Raw genomic sequence first — 21,094 nt, 5'->3', positions numbered from 1 at the left:
GTATCCCCGTGCCCCCGTGCCCCCGTGCCCCCGTGTCCCGGACCTCTGAGCCCCCGCGTCCCCGTTCGGGAACGGCTCTCCCAGTTGTCCGGACCGGTTCCGCGGGTTAGCCGAACTGGCCGGGCTGGTAGTCGCCCGCGGGCTGCTGGACGATGACGTTCACGCGGTTGTAGGCGTTGATGAGGCCGATGAGGAACACCAGCGCGGCAAGCTGATCCTCGTCGTAATGCTTGGCGGCATTCGCCCAGACCTCGTCCGGCACACCACCGGCGGCGTCCGCGATACGGGTGCCCTGCTCCGCCAACTCCAGCGCCGCGCGCTCCGCGTCGGTGAACACCGTGGCCTCACGCCACGTCGCGACCAGGTTGAGGCGCGTCGAAGTCTCGCCCGCGTGCGTGGCGTCCTTGGTGTGCATGTCGGTGCAGAAGCCGCACCCGTTGATCTGGCTGGCGCGGATCATCACCAGATGGTGCGTCACGCCGGGCAGCGTCGAATCCGAGATCGCCTTGCTCGCCGAGGTGAAGTGCTTCAGGAGCTTGGTGGCGGCCGGGACGTCGAAGAGGTTCAAGCGCGCTTCCATGGTGCACTCCTCCGTTGTTCGGTAATGGGTTCCACCTCTTGGACGGAACAGCCCGGGAACTTGTGACACGGCCCCCTGTGATGTGTGTCTCTCACCCGACGCCTCTCCCCCGGGGTCTCTCCCGGCGCCCCTTCTCCGGGGCTCTCCCCGGGGGGCTCTCCCGGCCCCCTCACCCGGCGCCTCTCCCCCGTCCGGACACCGCAGGGCGTGTCAGCCCTCGTGTCGAGGCGCGAATGCGACCGCGGAGGACGGAACGTGCCGACGTGCGGGCGCTCTCACGCGTCCGTGCCGCGTGTGAGGGTGCCGAGGGGTGTGGGGCCGATACGGCGGTGCTGGGGTGCGAGGCCGAGGACGCGGAGGACGAGGCGGGCGAACGGCGAGCGTGGGCGTGCCCGCAGCTCGGCCCGGCGCGTCTCCCACTCGACGGCGACCTCGCCGTACAGCGCGAGGCTCAGTTCGTTGATCTTGGCCTCGACGCCGGAGAGGTAACCGCCCAGGCGGACGATCGACTTGTTGAACGCCCACCAGTAGGCGAGCCCCATCGCCAGCACGACGACGCCGGCGGTGGTGACGGCGAGCAGCAGTGGCAGGCTGCCACCCTGCGGGTTACGGGCGACGAGCGTCACGGCGCCCGAGAGTACGACGGCGACGGCGCCGATGAACCCGATGAGCTGGCTCCGCGCTGTGATGCGCTGGTCTATCTCGCGCCGTAAGCACTCGTACTCCTTCAACAGGAGGGCCAGCAGCTCCCGTTGGTCCTGGCGCCGGCTCTCCCGCGCCCGCTGCTCCCGTGACCGCTTCCGCCCCCGCGTCCGGCACCGCTCCGCCCGCCGGGAACTCGCGCCCGGCATCCATTGCCCTCTCACGCCGTCTCCCTCCCCGCGCTCCGCAGGGCCGCGGGCGCGCCGTCCGGCTGATCCCCCGTACGCGGGGGCGCTATTCGGCGCGTTCGGCGGGGGCGGCTGGTTCGGCAGGACCGGCGGGAGCGGCAGGACCGGTGCGGTCCGGCACGCGGGGCGTGCGGGGGACCTCGACGTACCACTCGCACCCGAGCACGAGGCCGAACAGCGGAACGGGCAGGCGCGTGGCCAGCCGCAACCACGGGGCCAGCCGGCCCGCGCCGTACAGCTGGGAGTGGTGCGCTGCGAGTGCGGTCCGTTTCTGTCGTGCGGCACGCCGGACGTCGAGCCGGTGGGTGATGGCGGCACGCTCGGTGAAGAGCGCGGGTTCGGGCGCATAGGTGCGCCACGGTGTGCGAAACGGTGCGCGCAGTCGGCCCGCCAGCCGGAAAGCGGGGGCGATGACCTCTCGCGGAAGGGTGGCCTCCAGCAGGCGCGTACCAGTCAACTCGGCGGCCAGGCGGCCGACTTGGTGCACCTTGACGTGGTCGCGGTGGCCGTAACCGCCGTTGGCGTCGTAGCCGAGCAGCAGATCGGCCGCCTCTTCCCTGAGCACCTCAGCCAGCTCCCCGGCAGCCTCCTCCGTACGCACCCGCGCGAACCGAGGCCTGTCGTGCGGGTCGGCGGGCATCGGCTCCTCGCGCCCGCTGTCCGCGTAACCGAGGTGAACCACCCGGTGCGCGCCCAACGCCTCGGCACTGTCCCGCAGTTCGGCCAGCCTGACCGCGCCGGCCGCCCCCGCCTCACCCCTGGCCCCCGTGGCCCCGTCCGTCGCCGTCACGACGACCACCCGGTGCCCGTCCGCAGCCGCGCACGCGAGCGTGCCTCCGGTCAGCAGGACCTCGTCATCGGGGTGGGCGTGGAAGGCCACGACGGTCGCCATGCGCGCATCCTTCCAGCGCGGTCGGCTCCGGAGGAAACCGTGGCTGCGGCGAGCGGTCTATCGTGTGTTGAAGTACCGGCAGCGGAGGGCGAGTTGGAGCAGAACGGTTCCCACAATGTCTACGCGGGCCAGGCCCCGGCCGATACGGTCATCCAGGCCAGGGACATCGAGCACCTGACGGTCAACGGGGCGGACCCGCGGACGGCGGCGGCGCACACGGTCGGGGACCCGTACGCCGGGCAGGACATGTGGGTGCGGGCCGCTGCGGGCTCCCGCGTGTGGGGGCACGTGCGAGGCGGTGCGGACGCGGGTGCCGAACACCGGCGGCTGGCGGCTGCGGTCACGGGACGGCTGGCGGGCCTGCGCGACGGTCTTGAGCCGACGCTGAGCGCCGACCCGTGGAGCGATCCGGGACTCGGCGCACGGTTCCTCGAACGGGTCGAGTGGCTGCTGTCCGCGCCCTTGTCCGCGCCCTCCGACGGCGCCCCGCTGGACCTGTATCCGGCCGAGGCAGCGCTGCTCGTACTGACGCCGTTCCTCTACCGCGTGCACTACTTGCGGCGGGCCGTCGAGCTGTCAGCCGTCGGACCGGCGTCGCTCCGCCACGCGGAGGAACGCCGCACCGGGGCACCCAGCACCGGGGCACCCAGCGCCGACGAACCCGGCGCCGAAGAACTCCGCGGCGACCGGCAGGCGTTCGAGGTCTTCGCCGAGGGTGACAGCGCGCTCGTCCAGCGGGCGCTGCGCGCGCCGGAAGCGGAGGGGGCCGTCGGCTGGTGGCTGTTCCACCGGTGGCTGGTCCAGGACCGGGAGTTCGCCGATCCCCGTTCGGTGCAGGCGCTGCTGGACGAGCTGGGCGAACCGGCCACGGCGCTCGGCGGCGCTCTCGACGCACGCCGCGTGGCCTCGCTGCTGCACGGGCTGCGGCGGGGCCCTGACGTCTGCCACCCCGAGTTCCTCGGCCTGTTGACCGCCGACGACCGCGTGCGCTGTGGCCCGGGGCCGCAGCGGATACGGGACCAGCGGCTGGTCCTGCTCACGGCGCTGGCGTACGCCGCGTCGGCCGAACTGGCCGTGCTGCCCGGCATCGTCGCCGAACACCTCGGCATCCCGCACCCCGTGGACCTCGCCCAACTGCGCGCCACGGTCGAACGGGCGCACTGGGGCGGCTCGCACGAGCTGCCCGTGCTGCGTGCCGAGTGCCACCACGAGGCCGTGATCGAGGCGCTGCGCGAACACACCGCGCGCACCGACGAGTTGCTGCACGCGGTGCGGCGCACGGTGCGGGAGCGGATCACCGAGCCGATGCCCGCGCTGCCGGCCCGCCTCTCGGCCGACGGGGTGACGGCTGCCGAGGGCGCCTTCGACGGGTACGCGCGCTTCCGCACCGACGGCCGCAGGGTGCGCGACCTCGCGATGGGCATCGAGCTGTACAAGGACCGCGACCTGGCGGTACGCGAGCTGTACCAGAACGCGCTGGACGCCTGCCGCTACCGCAGGGCCCGCAGCGAGTACCTGGACCGTACGGACCCGGCGCCGGGTCCGGGTGCGGCGCCGTACGAGGGCCGGATCGCCCTCTCGCAGGGCGTGGACGAGGACGGCCGCGCCTACCTGGAGTGCCGTGACAACGGCATCGGCATGGGCGAGGAGGAGCTGCGCGGCGTCTTCGCGCACGCGGGCGCGCGGTTCGCCGAACAGCTGGAGTTCCGGCTGGAGCGCGCCCAGTGGGAGGCGCTGGACCCGCCCGTCACCCTGTACCCCAACAGCCGCTTCGGCATCGGTGTCCTCAGCTACTTCATGCTCGCCGACGAGATCACCGTCACCACCTGCCGCATGGGCCCCGACGGCGCTCCCGGCCCGCGCTACGAGATCGCCATCTGCGGCCCGGGGCACCTGTTCCGCATCGTGCGCGCCGCCCCGCGCGGGCGCGAGCCGGGCACGTGCGTGCGGCTGTACCTGCGGCCCGACGTGGTTCCGGCGGAGTGGTCGTGCGTCGACGTGCTCGAACGGGTGCTGGCAATCGCGGAGTTCGCGACGAGCGCGAGCGAGGGCCCAAGGGTGGCTGAGTGGGCGCCCGGCGAGCTGAAGGTGCGCAGCGCTCCGTACAGGGAAACCTTCGGCTACAACGCCCACGGGGAGACCCTGCCCTGGCCCGAGGCGCCCGGCGGGGTACAGGTCGTGTGGGTGGAGCACGGCGGCGCTCTTCTCGTGGACGGGCTGTACGTGGAACCGACGGTGCGTGGCGGTGTCCTCGGCGCCGACGGGTCAGGGCTGACCGGCGCCGTGGTGAACCTGCGCGGCGACTGGTCCCCGGCGCAGCTCTCGTCGGACCGGCGCAGCATCCTGGACGACACCACGGGCGTGGTGGGCGAGTTGCTGGAACGGGCGGCGGTGGCGCTGACGAGGAACGGCGACAAGCTGCTCGGCATCCAGTGGCTGTGCACGGTCGCCGACGGCTCCATGCCCCTCGCCGACCTGGTCGCGTCCGCGCTCGCCGCCGACGGCAGAGAGCTGCCACAAGGACGGATAAGGTTCGGCACGCCCCGGACCGGACTGTTCCCGGCCGACGTTTCTCTCGTTCCCTGGGACACACCGCCGAAGGTGCGCGTCCGGTACTCCTCCTCGGCCCACGTACGGGGGTACGCACCCGACCACATCTATCTGTGGCGCGTGCTGGCCCACGGCCCGGGGACGGCCCTGCGCGAACTGGCCGAGCTGTGCCCTGACCTCGCCATGACCGATCCCGTGCGCCGAGCGACGCCCTCCGACCAGATTCTGCTTCAGGACGGTGACGGGGTGGGAGACAGGTGGCGCATCACCCCGCCGCACCTCGGCGCGATCGCGAAAATCGCGGCGCGGCTCCGGCGCGACCCCCGTGAGATCGCCGCCCAGTACTTCGGCCTCGGCTTCCACGGCACCGACCCTGGACGCTGGTCGGAGGACGTACAGCTCACGGCGGCGAACAGTCGGGTCTTCTCCCGGCACCCCAACGCCCCTATGGACACCGGGACCCCGCTGACCGCCAACGGGCTGACGCGCGCCGCCACCCGCGCCGGGACGGACGTCACCACGACTGCGGGGTTCCTGCGTGGCCTCGGCTTCCAGGTACCGGCAGCGGTGCTCGCTCTCTGTGTGGCCGCGGAAGAGGACAAACTGCTGTGGCGGGTAACGGGCGAGCCGGGCTTCGGCTTCCTGGACCCCGAGGGCGTCGTCCCGCTCGGGCATCTCGCGCGCGCGAGTCTGGACTGGGGCCTGACCGTCCCGGAAGTGCGGCACCGGCTGGCCGCCTACGGGCTGCGCAGCGACCCGGGCGCCCTGCCGGAGCGGCCGGGCGAGGACATCGCACTGTTGCTCAGCGTGGATGCCGACAGGGAATGGCCATGGCTGGACCGGGCGCGCTGCGCACCACCCGGCCAGGTGCTGGACGTGGCCGGCCAACTGGGCTGCACACCGCCCGAGGTGAGCGCCCGGCTCCGCGACCTGGGCTTCACCCCTCCCGTCCTCCCCGCCGACGTGCACGAGGACGATCCGGACCTGCTGACGGGGGAGGAGGAAGAGGTCGGCGTCTACCTGGCCCCGGAGGACCCGGTCTCCTACAGCGACGTGTTCGGCTCCGCGACGGAACCGAGTGCACTGCGCCGGAACGTCGGCCGCCTGCGTGCGTACGGATTCGACATCCCGCTGACGGTGCCGGCCCGGCCCACGGGGCTCGACAGGGAACTCCTCGACCGCTCGGGCCCGTTCCCGTGGGGGAGGCTGACCACCCGGGACACCGTGCCGTTCAGCTACGCGCTGATCACCGCACGGGAGTTGGGCACGACACCCTCCACCGTGGCACGGCGCCTGGGTGCCTACGGCCTGAAGACCTCGCATCAGCGTCTGCCCGAGGGCCTCTCGTCCGGCGAGGCGCTCAAACTGCTCGGCACGTACGACCTCGACATGGAGGACGGCCTGCCGGAAGCCTCCAACTTCCCGCTGCAAGCCCTGCACGAGGCCGCCAGGCAGCGGGGCACCACCCTCGCCCGCGTCGCCTGCTGGCTCCAGCAGCTCGGCATCCCCGTACCCGACCCTGCCGATACGATCCGCGCCGCGCTGGAGCGCGTACCACGCCCGCCACAGGAGCCCGGCCCTCCACCACACCACTGAACGGCCCGAGCCCGGCTCCCGGTTGGGACGCCGGTGTCGTGGGCGCCGGGGTCGTGGGACGCCGGGTCAGCGCCAGGTCAGCGCGGGGTTCCGTGGGCAGGCGGGCTCAAGCCCCCACGTACGCCGCCAAGTGTTCGCCCGTGAGCGTGGAACGGGCGGCGACGAGGTCGGCGGGGGTGCCCTCGTAGACGATCTTGCCGCCGTCGTGGCCTGCGCCGGGGCCGAGGTCGATGATCCAGTCCGCGTGTGCCATGAGCGCCTGGTGGTGTTCGACGACGATGACCGACTTGCCGGAGTCGACGAGGCGGTCGAGCAGGCCGAGGAGTTGCTCGACGTCGGCGAGGTGGAGGCCGGTGGTCGGCTCGTCCAGGATGTAGGTGCCGCTCTTTTCCGACATGTGTGTGGCCAGCTTGAGCCGTTGCCGTTCGCCGCCGGAGAGTGTGGTGAGGGGCTGGCCGAGGCTGAGGTAGCCGAGGCCGACGTCGGCGAGGCGGGCGAGGACGGCGTGCGCCGCCGGGGTGCGGGACTCGCCTTCGGCGAAGAACTGCTCGGCCTCCGTCACCGGCATGGCGAGCACCTCGCTGATGTCGCGCCCGCCGAGGCGGTGTTCGAGTACGGAAGCCTCGAACCGCTTTCCCTCGCAGTCCTCGCAGGTGGTGGCCACGCCGGCCATGAAGCCCAGGTCGGTGTAGAGGACGCCGACGCCGTTGCAGGTGGGGCAGGCGCCCTCGGAGTTGGCGCTGAACAGCGCCGGCTTCACGCCGTTGGCCTTCGCGAACGCCTTGCGGATCGGGTCGAGCAGCCCGGTGTACGTTGCCGGGTTGCTCCGGCGCGAGCCGCGGATCGGTGCCTGGTCGATCGACACCACGCCCTCCCCGGCACCCGGACCGCCGGCCGGCGACCCGTGTACGAGCGAGCTTTTGCCCGAGCCCGCGACGCCCGTGACCACGCAGAGCACTCCGAGGGGGATGTCGACGTCGATGCCCCGCAGGTTGTGCGTGGTGGCCCCGCGGATCTCCAGCGCGCCGGTGGGCGTGCGCACCTTCTCCTTGAGGGCCGCCCGGTCGTCGAGATGGCGGCCCGTGACGGTGCCGCCGGCCCGCAGCCCCTCGACGGTGCCCTCGAAGCAGACGGTGCCGCCCGCCGTGCCCGCGCCGGGGCCGAGGTCCACGACGTGGTCGGCGATCGCGATCGTGTCCGGCTCGTGCTCCACGACGAGCACCGTGTTGCCCTTGTCCCGCAGCCGCAGCAGCAGGTCGTTCATGCGCTGGACGTCATGGGGGTGCAGCCCGATGGTGGGCTCGTCGAAGACGTAGGTGACATCGGTGAGCGCGGAGCCGAGGTGACGGATCATCTTGACGCGCTGCGCCTCGCCGCCGGACAGCGTGCCGGCGGGACGGTCGAGGGAGAGGTAGCCGAGGCCGATCTCCACGAACGAGTCGAGCGTCTGCCGCAACGCGGTGAGCAGGGGCGTGACCGACCGGTTGTCGAGGTCGCGCACCCATGCGGCCAGATCGCTGATCTGCATCGCGCAGACGTCGGCGATGCTCATCCCCTCGATCTTCGAGGACCTGGCACCTTCGCTGAGGCGGGTGCCGTCGCACTCGGGGCAGGTGGTGAAGGTGACGGCCCGCTCAACGAACTCCCTGATGTGCGGCTGCATCGCCTCCTTGTCCTTGGACAGGAACGACTTCTGGATCTTGGGGATGAGCCCCTCGTAGGTGAGGTTCACGCCCTCGATCTTCACCTTCACCGGCTCCCCGTGGAGGAAGTCCCGCATCTCCTTCCTGGTGTACTCACGGATCGGCTTGTGCGGGTCGACGAAGCCCGACTCGGCGTAGACGCGCACGGTCCAGAAGCTGTCCGACTTCCAGCCGGGGATGGTGAACGCGCCCTCGGCGAGCGACTTGGAGTCGTCGTAGAGCTGGGTGAGGTCGATGTCGGAGACCGCGCCCCTGCCCTCGCAGCGCGTGCACATACCGCCGGTCCGGGAGAAGGTCTGTTTCACGGACTTGCTCTTGCCGGCCCCGCGGTCGACCTTGATCGCGCCGCTCGCCTGGGCCGAGGCGACGTTGAAGGCGAACGCGCTGGGCGGCCCGAAGTGCGGCTGCCCGAGCCGGCTGAACAGGATGCGCAGCATCGCGTTGGTGTCCGTTGCCGTGCCGACCGTGGAGCGGAGATCGGCGCCCATGCGCTGCTGGTCGACGATGATCGCGCTCGTCAGCCCGTCGAGCACGTCGACCTCGGGCCGCTCCAGCGTCGGCATGAGGCCCTGGACGAAGGCGCTGTAGCTCTCGTTGATCAGCCGCTGCGACTCAGCGGCGATCGTGTCGAACACGAGCGAGCTCTTGCCCGAGCCGGAGACGCCGGTGAACACCGTCAGCCGGCGCTTCGGGATCTCGACATCGACGTCCTTGAGGTTGTTCTCGCGCGCGCCGTGCACGCGGATCAGATCGTGCTGGTCGGCGACGTGCGGCGCGGGCGCCTGCGTGTCCGTTCTCCTGGCCTCGCTCATCGTGTCCTCTCCATAGATCGTGACTCTTCCTAGGTTGCGTGGTGCACGCCTGCGCTGTCCCCGTCGGCCTTGCCCGGCCGGGGCCGGCCCCGCTCGTCCGGCTCGCCCGGCTCGTCCGACCGGCTCGGTTCGTGTGGCCGGCCGGCTCGGTTCGTCTGGCTGGCCGGCTCGGTTCGTCCGTTGGCCCGGCCCGCCCTGGCTACGCCCGCGGCCCTGCTCGTCCGACCCCCTGGCTACGCTCCCGGACCGGCCGCGACCCGGGGCTGCTGGAAGCGCAGCATGTTGCCCGCGGGGTCGCGGAAGGCGCAGTCGCGGACGCCGTACGGCTGGTCGATCGGCTCCTGGAGTACGTCGCCGCCCGCGGCACGTATGCGCTCGAAGGTCTCGTCGCAGTCGCCGGTCCGGAAGATGACGCCGCGCAGCATCCCCTTCGCCAGCAGCTCGGTCACGGCCTGCCGGTCGGCGGACGAGGCGTGGGGGTCGGCGAGGGGCGGTTCCAGGACGATGTTCACGTCCGGCTGGGCCGGCGGCCCTACGGTCACCCAGCGCATTCCCTCGGATCCGACGTCGTTGCGCACCTCCATGCCGAGAACGTCGCGGTAGAAGGGGAGAGCCTTGTCGTGGTCGTCGACGGCGATGAAGCACTGCGAGAGTTTGAGATCCATGTGGTCCATGCGCCGAACCTACGGGCGGCGGCGTGTGAACTGCTTCTCCATTCGTGACCGGTCTGCTTCTCCATTCGTGACCGGTCCGAAGTGGTGCACACGCCGGCCGCTCCCCGGAGCGTGCCCCGACCCGTCTGCGGGCGTTCACGGCGGGGCCACCGCGAGGGGCGCGGCGGGAGCGGCGGGCGGTGAGGCCGGGCGGGGGTGACCGTTCTGTATCGTCGCGTCCCGTACGGCCCATACAGGCGAGGAAAGGCGGGCAGCGGCGTGCGGGAACGGTCCGGAGGGCATCGGGGCGGCGGAGGCGGCAGGCCGCGTGGGCACGGTGGCGGCTACGGCGGCCAGCGCGCGCACGGCGGCGGGCCGGGACGGCGCGACGAAGCGCGCACGCACGAGGACCAGCGGCAGCCGCGTGGTGGCGGGGGCACCCGCAGTGGGCTCGCCGGGGAGCTGCGGTCGATGGAGGGCGCGCAGTACGGGCGCTACAAGAGCCTCGTCGGGCGCTGGGAGCTGCCCGGCGGCGAGACCCTGGAACTGGTGCGGGGCCAGGCGGACCCGTATGCGCCGCCCGCACGCGTCGCCCTCCATGTGCCTGCCCAACTCACCGCGTTCCCGGCCGAGTTGTGGGAGACCCCGACCCGGCGCAGGGCCCTCGCCTCGTATCTGGCGCGGCAGGCGGCGCACGCCGTGCGCGGGGAGAAGGCGCTGCGGGTGGACGCGGGCGGCCAGGAGGTGCTGGAGCGCAGTTCGTGCACGGTCAGCGGCGAGGACGGCTCGGTCACGCTGCGGCTGGGCGCCGCGCTGCCGGGCCGTGGCCGCCGTATCGACGGGCGTGAGGCCGAGCGGCTGCTGTGCCAGGTACTGCCGGGCGCCGCCGAACGCACGCTGCGGTACGCCGCGCTGGAAGCGGAGGCCGTACGGGAGTTCGTGGAGACCGTCGAGGACTCGGTGGCGCTGCGCGAGGCGCTGGACGGCCTCGGGCTCGTCGGCTTCGTCGCCGAGGGCGCCGTACTGCCGCGCCGCAGCGGCGTCGACGACCGGCCGGCGACGGGCGGCGGCGTGGTGCCGTTCGCCTCGCCCGAGGAGCTGCGGGTGAAGGTCACGCTGCCGCACGCGGGCGAGGTGCGCGGCATGGGCGTGCCCGAGGGGGTCAACCTCGTGGTGGGCGGCGGCTTCCACGGCAAGTCCACGCTGCTGCGGGCCCTGGAGACCGGTATCTGGGACCATGTGCCGGGCGACGGGCGCGAGTTGGTCGTCTCACGGAGCGAGACGGTGAAGCTGCGGGCCGAGGACGGGCGGCGCGTGGAACGTGTGGACGTACACGCCTTCGTCGACCATCTGCCGGACGGCTCGGACACCACCGACTTCTCCACCGAGAACGCCTCGGGCTCCACCTCGCAGGCCGCCTCGCTCTGCGAGGCCGTCGAGGCGGGTGCGCGGGTGCTGCTCATCGACGAGGACACGGCGGCGACCAACCTCATGATCAGGGACGCGCGGATGCAGGCGCTCGTGGCCAAGGACCGCGAGCCGCTGACCCCGCTCGTGGACAGCATCCGTTCGCTCCACCGCGACCACGGTGTCTCCACCGTGCTGGTGATGGGCGGTTCGGGCGACTATCTGGAGGTCGCCGACCGCGTCGTGATGATGGACGCCTACCGCCCCTCCGATGTCACCGCGCGTGCCCGCGAGATCGCGTCCGTGCCCACGGGCAGGAACGCGGAGGCCGACTCCTTCCCTGGCGTCGTGTCCCGCGTCCCCGACCCCGACTCGCTGGACGCCGAGGTACGGGGCCGCGCCCGCATCCGGGCACGCGGCGAGGACGTGCTCTCCTTCGGCGACCACGAGGTCGACCTGCGCGCCGTCGAGCAGATCGCCGACCCGCGCCAGGTGACCGGGATCGGGCTCGCCCTCGAACTCATGGTCAGGCGCGGCATGCTGGACGGCCGGCGCACCCTGGCCGAGGCCCTCACCCTCCTCGACGGGGAGCTGACGGCTGACGCCACCTCCACCCTCCTCACCGTCCGCGACGAGGACTTCGCCGTGCCCCGCCGCTACGAGACGGCCTCGGCACTCAACCGCGTACGGGGGCTGCGCATGCTGCGCCGGTAGGCGCGGAGCCAGGTACGGAGCCGGGTACGGAGCCGGGTTCCGTGCCGCCGGCGCGACGAAGCCGCCCGCACGGCGACCGTTCGTACAACGCTGCCGCCCGTACGGCGAAGCCGTCCGTATGACGAACGCGCCGCCGCGCGTGGCGCGTGGCCGTGATGGACTGGGACCCATGAGCGAGCAGAGGATCACCGTCACCACGTGGTACCTGGAGCAGGCTTCGGCCGGTGAACTGGTGGCGGCGCGCGAACCGGGGGACGAGGTGCGCGTGGCGCGCGCCGAGGTGCCCAGCCCCGAGTTCAGCCGCTTCCTGTACTCGGCCGTGGGCCAGGACGTGACGTGGACGGACCGGCTGGTGTGGACGCACGCGCGCTGGCGCGAGTTCCTGGAGCGGCCAGGCGTGGAGACGTGGGTGGCGTACGAGCGCGGGACGCCGGCCGGCTTCATCGAGCTGGACGGCGGCCGGCCCGAGGCGGTGGACACCGTGGAGATCAGCTATTTCGGGCTGCTGCCCGCCTTCCGGGGACGCGGCATCGGCGGGCACCTGCTGGCCTACGGGACGGCACGCGCGTGGGACATGGCCGGGCGCTGGGAGGGCCGCGCTCCCACGAAGCGCGTGTGGGTGCACACCTGCACGAAGGACGGGCAGTACGCGCGGGCCAACTACGAGCGGCGCGGCTTCCGGCTCTACCGGACGGAGTCGGAGGAGCAGCCGGTGGTTCCCACTCCTGGCCCCTGGCCCGGCGCCTAGCCGTGCGACGGGGGTATGCGCGCGCCGTACTGGTCGCGGCGACGGCGCTGTTCGGGCAGGCGATGTTCGCGTGGGTGGTCAGCTCGTACGTGTCGTACGCCTACGAGCATCCCGACGTGATGGGCGGTACGGGCCTGAGCGTGATGCTGGTGCCGGTGCTCGCCGTGGGGTGCCTGGTGGTGGCCGTGTGCCTGGTGCTGCCTGTGCTCGCTGTGGCACGGGGCGTGCGGCGCGAGTCGTGGCGCGCGGTCATGGTGATCGCCGTGGGCATCGCGGCCGTTCCGGTGTGGGCGGTCGGCAACTCCATGCGCTCGGCGCTGCTTCCGACGCTCGCCTGGTGGCTGGGCTCGGGTGTCGCGCTGGGCGTCGCCGCGCTGGCGGCGCGTGCCGCGCGGCGGCGGACCAGGGGCACCCCCGGCTCGAAGCGCTGGGGCGAGGAGCGCGCCTGGCGGGCGCTGGCCCGCACGGCGGGCGCGGGGACGCTGGCCGTGCTGCTCGCCGTGGGCGTGGGATACGGCACGTATGCCACGGGCCTGGTCACCCAGTACGAGCCGCCGCTGCTCTCGGCCTCCAGTGTGGAGGGCACATGGCGGGACGGCGACGGCGGCAGCCTGCGGCTCATGCCGGGCGGGCACGCCGTGGCCCGCGACCTCACCCCCGCCGAGCGCCAGGACGGCACCGGGTACGCGGGCCTCGCGATGCACTCGGCGGACGGCACGGGCGGCACCGACGACGCGGACGACACGGGCGGCGCGGGGGCAGCCGCAGGCTCCGCCTACTGTTCGGGCGAGGGCAGTTGGGCCTACGAGGCCGGGGGCGGGGGCGACCCGTGGCAGCAGAAGGTGCGGGTCTCGATCGGGGCCTGCGGCGGCACCGCGGAGTGGTCGGTACTCGGTTCCGAGGGGCGCCCGAAGCTGTACCGCTACCTCGGCGACCCGGACGCGCAGAACCTGTACGTACTGCGCAGGTCATGACCTTTCCGGCAGTGGAGTCGGCCGTTCCCTGCCCCGCGTACCGCATCGTGATACGGATCTGTCCGCCATACGGATAACGGTGGACTCGCATCAGAAGCCCGTGCAACGCTTCCCTCATGTCTCGCACTGGAATCGCCTTGGTGAGTCGGCGCCACGTCGACCTCGCTCGCATGTCCAGCGCCATCTGTCCGGCGAGCTGAGAGTCCCAGCACCGCCGTTTCTGACACCACCCTCCTGAGTGCGGGCCACCCCCACCGTCGCGGGTGAGCCGTCTCCGCTTTCCCGCCACCGAGGGTCAACTGTGCCTGCACACAGGCGAGTTGGCCGTTCCCGCACGCCCCGCCACACGCCCGTCGTACGTATCCGCGTACCCACGCGCGCGCCAGCGCCGCCTGCCCGAAGGATCTTCCGCCATGGCCGACACCTCCGAGCGCCCCGCACCCAAAGCCTCCGAGCAGGGGGCGCCGCCAGCTCCCGCCCGCCGCAAGGCGGGCCGCCACCGTGGCGAAGGGCAGTGGGCCGCTGGTCACTTCACCCCGCTCAATCCCAACGAGCAGAACAAGAAGGACGACGACGGTCTCAATGTGCGGACACGCATTGAGACGATTTACGCGCACCGGGGATTCGACTCCATCGACGGCTCCGACCTGCGCGGCCGGATGCGCTGGTGGGGCCTCTACACCCAGCGCAAGCCCGGGATCAGCGGCGGCAAGACGGCGGTGCTGACCCCCGAGGAGCTGGACGACGAGTACTTCATGATGCGGGTCCGTATCGACGGAGGCCGCCTGACCACCCGGCAGTTGCGGGTGGTCGGCGACATCTCGCAGGAGTTCGCACGCGGCACGGCCGACATCACGGACCGCCAGAACGTGCAGTACCACTGGATCAGGATCGAGGACGTACCGGAGATCTGGCGGCGGCTTGAGGGCGTCGGGCTGTCCACGACGGAGGCGTGCGGCGACGTGCCCCGCGTCATCCTCGGCTCGCCGGTCGCGGGTATCGCCAAGGACGAGATCATCGACGGGACGCCCGCGATCGAGGAGATCCACCGCCGCGTCGTCGGCAACCCCGCCTATTCGAACCTGCCGCGCAAGTTCAAGACGGCCGTCTCCGGCTCCCCGCACATGGACGTCACGCACGAGATCAACGACGTGGCGTTCGTCGGCGTCGACCATCCCGAGCACGGCCCCGGCTTCGACGTGTGGGTCGGCGGCGGGCTCTCCACCAACCCCAAGATCGGCGTAAGGCTGGGCGCCTGGGTGCCGATCGAGGACGTCCCCGACGTGCACGAGGGCGTCGTCGCGATCTTCCGCGACTACGGCTACCGCCGCCTGCGCAACCGCGCCCGCCTCAAGTACCTGGTCGCCGACTGGGGCCCGGAGAAGTTCCGCCAGGTGCTGGAGAACGAGTACCTGCTGCGCACCATGGCGAACGGGCCCGCGCCGGAGAAGCCGGTGCAGGAGTGGCGCGACCACATCGGCGTGCACCAGCAGAAGGACGGCAACTACTACGTCGGCTTCGCACCGCGCGTGGGCCGCGTCGACGGCGCGACCCTCAGCAAGATCGCCGACCTCGCGGAGGCGCACGGCTCGGGACGCGTCCGCACCACGGCCGAGCAGAAGATGCTCATCCTGGACGTGGCCGAGGACCAGGTCCAGCCGCTCACCGAGGACCTGGAGGCGCTGGACCTCACGGCGCGCCCCTCGGTCTTCCGGCGCGGCACGATGGCCTGCACGGGCATCGAGTTCTGCAAGCTGGCCATCGTGGAGACCAAGGGCCGCGGCTCCTGGCTCATCGACGAGCTGGAGCGCCGGCTCCCCGGCTTCGACCAGCCCGTCACGATCAACCTCAACGGCTGCCCCAACTCCTGCGCCCGTATCCAGACCGCGGACATCGGTCTCAAGGGGCAGCTGGTCACCAACGCCGGCGGCGAGCAGGTCGAGGGCTACCAGGTGCACCTGGGCGGCTCCCTCGGCCTGGAGCCCGGCTTCGGCCGCAAGGTGCGCGGCCTGAAGGTCACGGCCGACGAACTCCCCGACTACATCGAGCGGGTGCTGCTCGCCTACGACAGCCAGCGCACCGAGGGCGAGCGGTTCGCGCAGTGGGCAGCACGCGCAGCAGAGGGTGACTTGGTATGAACCAAAGGAGCCCGGGCTGGGAAGGCAACCTGACATGAGTGAACGAGCGGCTCCGTTTTACTGCCCGTACTGCGGTGACGAGGACCTGCGCCCCAGCGAGGAGGGCTCCGTGCCCGGCGGGGGCGCCGCATGGGAGTGCGCCGCGTGCAACCGCGCCTTCCGGCTGAAGTTCCTCGGGCTGCTCGCGGCCGGGCTGCGCCCGGCGCACACCGACGGAGAGGACCCGTCCCCATGAGCACAGCGCCCATACAACAGCAGCGCTCACCAGGCGAGTTGAGGGACCTCGCCGAACAGGCGGGGCGCGACTTCGAGAACGCCGAGGCACTGGACGTGCTGCGCTGGGCAGCCGACACCTTCGGGCACCGCTTCTGCGTCACCTCGTCCATGGAGGACGCCGTCGTGGCGCACCTCGCCTCGCGCGCCTTCCCGGGCGTCAAGGTCGTCTTCCTCGACACCGGGTATCACTTCCCCGAGACCATGGGCACCCGGGACGCGGTGGAGGCGGTCATGGACGTCGAGGTGATCACCCTCACGCCGCGCCAGACCGTCGCGCAGCAGGACGCGCAGTACGGCCCGAAGCTGCACGACCGCGACCCCGACCTGTGCTGCGCGCTGCGCAAGGTGCAGCCGCTGGAGCAGGGGCTGCGCTCCTACGACGCGTGGGCGACGGGCCTGCGCCGCGACGAGTCGCCGACCCGGGCACACACCCCGGTCGTCGGCTGGGACGAGAAGCGCGGAAAGGTCAAGGTCTCACCCATCGCCCGCTGGACCCAGCACGACGTGGACCGTTACGTCGCACGCAACGGCGTGCTCACCAACCCGCTGCTGACCGACGGTTACGCCTCCGTCGGCTGCGCGCCCTGCACCCGCCGCGTCCTGGCGGGCGAGGACGCACGCGCGGGCCGCTGGGCCGACCGCGGCAAGACAGAGTGCGGGCTGCACGGATGAAGGCCCCGGCGGCGACGGGCCGCGGAACGGACCAGGGAAGAGGCCAGGAGAGACGGATGACTGGAGCCACGGTGTGGCTGACCGGCCTGCCGAGCGCGGGCAAGACGACGATCGCCACGGCCCTCGCTCAGCGGATGGCCGCCGAGGGCCACAGGGTCGAGGTGCTGGACGGCGACGAGATCCGTACGTTCCTCTCCGCCGGGCTCGGCTTCTCGCGTGCCGACCGCGACGCGAACGTCCAACGCGTCGGCTTCGTCGCCGAGTTGCTCGCCTCGCACGGCGTGACCGTGCTCGTGCCCGTGATCGCCCCGTACGCGGACAGCCGCGAGGCCGTACGCAAACGGCACCAGGCCGAGGGCACCGGCTATCTGGAGGTGCACATCGCCACACCCGTCGACGTGTGCTCGGCACGCGATGTGAAGGGCCTCTACGCCAGGCAGGCCGCGGGTGAACTCTCGGGCCTGACCGGCGTGGACGACCCCTACGAGGTCCCCGAGGAGCCCGACCTGCGGATCGAGACCCATGACAGGACCGTGGAGGAGTCGGCCCTGCTGCTGCACGGGCTGCTGAAGGAGAGGGGACTGCTGTGAGCCTCGTGCGAGCGGCTGCCGGGCCGCACTTCACCTCGTACACCGCGGGCTGCCGCGCGGCCGACGGACCGCAGCCGCAGACGAAGGCAGCGCCGCACCGCGCGGCCGAAGCGACGAACGGGGAGGAACGATGAGCACGGCGACAACGGCGACAACGGCGGCCACCGGGCCCGACGAGGGGTCCGGCAGCCCGTACGCACTGTCCCACCTGGACGCGCTGGAGTCGGAGGCCGTACACATCTTCCGTGAGGTGGCGGGCGAGTTCGAGCGGCCCGTCATCCTCTTCTCGGGCGGCAAGGACTCCATCGTCATGCTGCACCTGGCGCTGAAGGCGTTCGCGCCCGCGCCGCTCCCCTTCGGGCTCCTCCACGTGGACACGGGGCACAACTTCCCCGAGGTGCTGGACCACCGCGACCGTACGGTCGCCGAGCACGGGCTGCGGCTGCATGTCGCCTCCGTGCAGGACCACATCGACAACGGCACCCTGCGCGAGCGCCCCGACGGCACCCGCAACCCGCTCCAGACGGTCCCCCTGCTGGAGGCGATCAACGAGCACCGCTTCGACGCGGTGTTCGGCGGCGGGCGGCGCGACGAGGAGAAGGCACGTGCCAAGGAACGCGTCTTCTCGCTCCGCGACGAGTTCGGCGGCTGGGACCCGCGCCGCCAGCGCCCCGAGCTGTGGCAGCTCTACAACGGCCGCCACTCCCCCGGCGAACACGTACGCGTCTTCCCGCTGTCCAACTGGACCGAGCTGGACGTGTGGCAGTACATCGCCCGCGAGAAGATCGACCTGCCCGCCATCTACTACGCGCACGAACGCGAGGTCTTCTCCCGCTCCGGCATGTGGCTGGCACCCGGCGAATGGGGCGGTCCCAAGGGCGCCGAGAGCGTCGAGCGCCGCCAGGTGCGCTACCGCACCGTCGGCGACATGTCCTGCACAGGCGCCGTCGACTCGGACGCCGACACCATCGAGAAGGTCATCGCCGAGATCACCGCCTCCCGGCTGACCGAACGCGGCGCGACCCGGGCCGACGACAAGCTCTCCGAGGCCGCCATGGAAGACCGCAAGCGCGAAGGGTACTTCTGATCATGACAGCGACCATCGCAGCGGACAGCCTGGAAGCGGGCTCCACCTCGCTGCTGCGCTTCGCCACGGCCGGCAGCGTCGACGACGGCAAGTCCACGCTCGTAGGACGGCTGCTGCACGACTCCAAGTCCGTGCTGACCGACCAGTTGGAAGCCGTCTCGCTCGCCTCACAGGCACGCGGCCAGGAAGCCCCCGACCTGGCCCTGCTCACCGACGGCCTGCGCGCCGAACGCGAGCAGGGCATCACCATCGACGTGGCCTACCGCTACTTCGCCACACCCAGGCGCCGCTTCATCCTCGCCGACACCCCGGGCCATGTGCAGTACACCCGCAACATGGTCACCGGCGCCTCCACGGCGGAACTCGCCGTCGTCCTCGTCGACGCGCGCAACGGCGTGGTCGAGCAGACCCGCCGCCACGCCGCCGTCGCAGCCCTGCTGCGCGTCCCGCACGTCGTACTGGCCGTCAACAAGATGGACCTCGTCGGCTACGAGGAGTCCGTCTTCGCCGCCATCGCCCGCGAGTTCACCGACTACGCCACCTCGCTCGGCGTCCCCGAGGTCACCACGATCCCGATCTCCGCGCTGGAGGGCGACAACGTCGTGACGCCCTCGGCGCACATGGACTGGTACAGCGGCCCGACCGTGCTGGAGCACCTGGAGACGGTCACCGTCGCCCACGACCCGACGGCCGACCCGGCCCGCTTCCCTGTCCAGTACGTCATCAGGCCCCAGAGCCCCGACCACCCCGACTACCGCGGCTACGCGGGCCAGTTGGCGTCCGGCGTGCTGCGCGTCGGCGACCGTGTGACGGTCCACCCCTCGGGCCGTACGAGCACCGTCGAGGCCATCGACGCGCTCGGTGAGTCCGTCGACACCGCATGGGCGCCCCAGTCGATCACCGTACGGCTGGCCGACGACCTGGACATCTCACGAGGCGACCTGATCGCACCCGCCGACGCTTCCGTACGGCCCACGCAGGACCTGACCGCGACCGTCTGCCACCTGCACGACAGGCCGTTGAAGGCGGGAGACCGTGTGCTGCTCAAGCACACCACCCGCACCGTCAAGGCGCTCGTCAAGGACATCCCCTCGCGGCTCACACTCACCGACCTCTCCCAGCACCCAGCGCCAGGAGAGCTGGCAGCCAACGACATCGGCCGCGTGGTCCTCCGTACGGCCGAGCCGCTGCCGGTCGACGCCTACGCCGACTCCCGCCGCACGGGCTCCTTCCTGCTGATCGACCCCGCTGACGGCAGCACCCTCACGGCAGGCATGGCGGGCGACGCGTTCACCGCACACACCGGGACAGCCGACGAGAGCTGGGACTTCTGACCATGCCCATCCCAGGAGAGGTCTTCTCGACGTTCGACCAGACCGGCGGCCGGATCGGCAGCGGTGTCCGGGGCAGCGGCCAGGGCGGTGTCGGCCCATGCGCGCGCTGACGCTCCCCCACCCAGCCCCGCACGCCAGCCCCGAGAGGACCCCTCCGTGCCCGCCAACCACAGGAAACACGCCCTTACCGCCCTGATAGCCCTGCCCACGCTGCTCCTCACCGGCTGCGGCTACGGCTCCAAAGCGGTCGAGGACGCCGACCCCAAGGCAGCCGGCGGCAAGAAGGTCGACGGTCTGGACGAGGTGAAGCTCGGCTACTTCCCGAACGTCACCCACGCCACCCCCCTGGTGGGCCTGCGCGACGGCGGCCCCATCGCCAAGGAGCTGGGAGGCACCAAGGTCTCCACCCAGGTCTTCAACGCGGGCCCCTCCGCCATCGAGGCCCTCAACGCCAAGGCCGTCGACATGACCTGGGTCGGCCCCTCCCCCGCCAACAACGGCTACATCAAGTCCGGCGGCAAGAACCTCCGCATCGTCTCGGGCGCCACCTCGGGCGGCGCCTCCCTGGTCGTGAACCCCGACAAGGTGAAGTCCCTGGGCGACCTCAAGGGCAAGAAGATCGCCACCCCCCAGCTCGGCAACACCCAGGACGTGGCCCTCCTCCACTACCTGCGCACCAAGGGCACAAAGGTCAACCCCGAGACCGGCGAGGGCGCCACCTCCGTACTGCGCCAGGACAACAAGGAGATCCCCACCACCTTCCAGCAGGGCGGCATCGACGGCGCCTGGGTCCCAGAACCCACCGCCTCCACCCTCGTGGCCAAGGGCGGAAAGGTCCTCCTGGACGAGAAGAAGCTCTGGAAGGACGGCAAGTTCGTCACCACGAACCTCGTAGTACGCCAGGACTTCCTCAAAAAGCACCCGGCCGCCGTAGAAGCGGTCCTGCGCGGCTCCGTAGCCGCCAACGCCTGGATCACCAAGCACCCCGAAGCCGCCAAGAAGCACATCAACGAGGCCCTACGCCGCGACGCGGGCAAACCCCTGCCCACCTCCGTCCTGGACGACGCCTTCTCCCACATAGACGTCACCGACGACCCCCTGGCCCCCACCCTCAAAAAACAGGCCGCCAACGCAACCTCAGCCGGCCTCCTAAAAAAACCAACCCTCACCAACATCTACGACCTGACCCCCCTGAACAAGATCCTCAAATCCCAAGGCAAACCCCCCCTCCCCGAAACCCCCCAACCTCCCAAGTAGGCCCCGCAACCCGTCCCGGGACCACCCAAATAGAGAGCTGGCCCCGATACGGGCGGGGGAGTCCAGAGGGGGCGAAGCCCCTTTTGGCGGGGGGATTGCCGGGGTGGGGGTCCCCCCGGACGGAGTCTGGGGGAGGAGCCCCCCGACGCCCGGCCGGCGAGGCCAACGGGGAAAGGGGCGAAGCCCCATCAGGAACGGGAACGGGCTTCAAACCACAGGAA

At 71.6% G+C, this 21,094-nt stretch carries 18 protein-coding genes; 13 read left to right on the top strand and 5 right to left on the bottom strand.

Annotated elements, in window-relative coordinates; genetic code table 11:
* Positions 1–106 precede the first annotated feature (106 nt).
* The 3 genes from NMN56_RS38735 to NMN56_RS38725 form a co-directional block, all read right to left on the bottom strand.
* Complete coding sequence (locus tag NMN56_RS38735) at positions 107–580, bottom strand: carboxymuconolactone decarboxylase family protein (RefSeq protein ID WP_274045458.1); 474 nt, start codon at positions 578–580, stop codon at positions 107–109.
* Positions 581–855: 275 nt separating this feature from the next.
* Positions 856–1,446 (bottom strand): hypothetical protein, encoded by a 591-nt coding sequence (locus tag NMN56_RS38730; protein WP_274045457.1) that lies wholly within the window; start codon positions 1,444–1,446, stop codon positions 856–858.
* A 70-nt stretch (positions 1,447–1,516) separates the two neighbouring features.
* Positions 1,517–2,362, bottom strand: coding sequence for a PIG-L deacetylase family protein (locus NMN56_RS38725; RefSeq protein ID WP_274045456.1), 846 nt, complete (start codon positions 2,360–2,362; stop codon positions 1,517–1,519).
* Positions 2,363–2,455: 93 nt separating this feature from the next.
* Here NMN56_RS38725 and NMN56_RS38720 point away from each other — a divergent pair, with 93 nt between their 5' ends.
* Positions 2,456–6,508: a wHTH domain-containing protein gene (locus NMN56_RS38720; RefSeq protein ID WP_280842858.1), complete on the top strand. Its 4,053-nt coding sequence runs from the start codon at positions 2,456–2,458 to the stop codon at positions 6,506–6,508.
* Between the two features lie 106 nt (positions 6,509–6,614).
* On the opposite strand, the gene NMN56_RS38715 is transcribed toward NMN56_RS38720, so the two are convergent.
* Positions 6,615–9,023, bottom strand: coding sequence for an excinuclease ABC subunit UvrA (locus NMN56_RS38715; protein WP_274045454.1), 2,409 nt, complete (start codon positions 9,021–9,023; stop codon positions 6,615–6,617).
* A 233-nt stretch (positions 9,024–9,256) separates the two neighbouring features.
* Positions 9,257–9,688, bottom strand: a complete 432-nt coding sequence (locus NMN56_RS38710; protein WP_274045473.1) for a VOC family protein — start codon at positions 9,686–9,688, stop codon at positions 9,257–9,259.
* A 267-nt stretch (positions 9,689–9,955) separates the two neighbouring features.
* Here NMN56_RS38710 and NMN56_RS38705 point away from each other — a divergent pair, with 267 nt between their 5' ends.
* From NMN56_RS38705 to NMN56_RS38655, 12 genes are all read left to right on the top strand, one after another.
* On the top strand, positions 9,956–11,797 hold the full coding sequence (locus tag NMN56_RS38705) for an ABC-ATPase domain-containing protein (protein WP_274045453.1): 1,842 nt from the start codon (positions 9,956–9,958) through the stop codon (positions 11,795–11,797).
* Between the two features lie 169 nt (positions 11,798–11,966).
* Positions 11,967–12,545, top strand: coding sequence for a GNAT family N-acetyltransferase (locus tag NMN56_RS38700; protein ID WP_274045452.1), 579 nt, complete (start codon positions 11,967–11,969; stop codon positions 12,543–12,545).
* A gap of 2 nt (positions 12,546–12,547) precedes the next feature.
* Complete coding sequence (locus NMN56_RS38695; protein ID WP_274045451.1) at positions 12,548–13,519, top strand: hypothetical protein; 972 nt, start codon at positions 12,548–12,550, stop codon at positions 13,517–13,519.
* 116 nt (positions 13,520–13,635) lie between these two features.
* Positions 13,636–13,719: a putative leader peptide gene (locus NMN56_RS43145; protein WP_347178817.1), complete on the top strand. Its 84-nt coding sequence runs from the start codon at positions 13,636–13,638 to the stop codon at positions 13,717–13,719.
* A 213-nt stretch (positions 13,720–13,932) separates the two neighbouring features.
* Positions 13,933–15,657, top strand: a complete 1,725-nt coding sequence (locus NMN56_RS38690; protein WP_274045450.1) for a nitrite/sulfite reductase — start codon at positions 13,933–13,935, stop codon at positions 15,655–15,657.
* A gap of 34 nt (positions 15,658–15,691) precedes the next feature.
* Entirely contained in the window at positions 15,692–15,892 is a 201-nt protein-coding gene (locus NMN56_RS38685; RefSeq protein WP_274045449.1) for a hypothetical protein, read from the top strand.
* Positions 15,889–16,605 (top strand): phosphoadenylyl-sulfate reductase, encoded by a 717-nt coding sequence (locus NMN56_RS38680; protein ID WP_274045448.1) that lies wholly within the window; start codon positions 15,889–15,891, stop codon positions 16,603–16,605. The genes NMN56_RS38685 and NMN56_RS38680 overlap by 4 nt, the downstream gene beginning before the upstream one ends.
* Before the next feature lie 56 nt (positions 16,606–16,661).
* Complete coding sequence (cysC, locus tag NMN56_RS38675; RefSeq protein ID WP_430542825.1) at positions 16,662–17,195, top strand: adenylyl-sulfate kinase; 534 nt, start codon at positions 16,662–16,664, stop codon at positions 17,193–17,195.
* Positions 17,192–17,329, top strand: a complete 138-nt coding sequence (locus NMN56_RS38670; RefSeq protein ID WP_274045445.1) for a hypothetical protein — start codon at positions 17,192–17,194, stop codon at positions 17,327–17,329. Before cysC ends, NMN56_RS38670 begins: the two co-directional genes overlap by 4 nt.
* A complete protein-coding gene (gene cysD / locus NMN56_RS38665) occupies positions 17,326–18,282 on the top strand; it encodes a sulfate adenylyltransferase subunit CysD (protein WP_274045443.1) in 957 nt (318 codons plus the stop codon). The genes NMN56_RS38670 and cysD overlap by 4 nt, the downstream gene beginning before the upstream one ends.
* 2 nt (positions 18,283–18,284) lie before the next feature.
* Positions 18,285–19,616 carry a sulfate adenylyltransferase subunit 1 gene (locus tag NMN56_RS38660; protein WP_274045442.1) on the top strand — a complete coding sequence of 444 codons (1,332 nt, stop codon included), beginning with the start codon at positions 18,285–18,287 and terminating at the stop codon, positions 19,614–19,616.
* A gap of 156 nt (positions 19,617–19,772) precedes the next feature.
* Positions 19,773–20,873 carry an ABC transporter substrate-binding protein gene (locus NMN56_RS38655; protein ID WP_274045440.1) on the top strand — a complete coding sequence of 367 codons (1,101 nt, stop codon included), beginning with the start codon at positions 19,773–19,775 and terminating at the stop codon, positions 20,871–20,873.
* The last annotated feature ends 221 nt before the right edge of the window (positions 20,874–21,094 follow it).

This window comes from Streptomyces iconiensis (assembly GCF_028657195.3).
In the GTDB taxonomy this organism is placed as follows: Bacteria; Actinomycetota; Actinomycetes; order Streptomycetales; family Streptomycetaceae; genus Streptomyces; species Streptomyces iconiensis.
This window is presented reverse-complemented; position numbering and strand designations above follow the sequence as displayed.

Coding starts and splice junctions, on each gene's coding strand:
- NMN56_RS38735 (WP_274045458.1), bottom strand. CDS start 580: ATGGAAGCGCGCTTGAACCTCTTCGACGTCCCGGCCGCCACCAAGCTC.
- NMN56_RS38725 (WP_274045456.1), bottom strand. CDS start 2,362: ATGGCGACCGTCGTGGCCTTCCACGCCCACCCCGATGACGAGGTCCTG.
- NMN56_RS38715 (WP_274045454.1), bottom strand. CDS start 9,023: ATGAGCGAGGCCAGGAGAACGGACACGCAGGCGCCCGCGCCGCACGTC.
- NMN56_RS38710 (WP_274045473.1), bottom strand. CDS start 9,688: ATGGATCTCAAACTCTCGCAGTGCTTCATCGCCGTCGACGACCACGAC.
- NMN56_RS38700 (WP_274045452.1), top strand. CDS start 11,967: ATGAGCGAGCAGAGGATCACCGTCACCACGTGGTACCTGGAGCAGGCT.
- NMN56_RS43145 (WP_347178817.1), top strand. CDS start 13,636: ATGTCTCGCACTGGAATCGCCTTGGTGAGTCGGCGCCACGTCGACCTC.
- NMN56_RS38690 (WP_274045450.1), top strand. CDS start 13,933: ATGGCCGACACCTCCGAGCGCCCCGCACCCAAAGCCTCCGAGCAGGGG.
- NMN56_RS38685 (WP_274045449.1), top strand. CDS start 15,692: ATGAGTGAACGAGCGGCTCCGTTTTACTGCCCGTACTGCGGTGACGAG.
- NMN56_RS38680 (WP_274045448.1), top strand. CDS start 15,889: ATGAGCACAGCGCCCATACAACAGCAGCGCTCACCAGGCGAGTTGAGG.
- cysC (WP_430542825.1), top strand. CDS start 16,662: ATGACTGGAGCCACGGTGTGGCTGACCGGCCTGCCGAGCGCGGGCAAG.
- cysD (WP_274045443.1), top strand. CDS start 17,326: ATGAGCACGGCGACAACGGCGACAACGGCGGCCACCGGGCCCGACGAG.
- NMN56_RS38660 (WP_274045442.1), top strand. CDS start 18,285: ATGACAGCGACCATCGCAGCGGACAGCCTGGAAGCGGGCTCCACCTCG.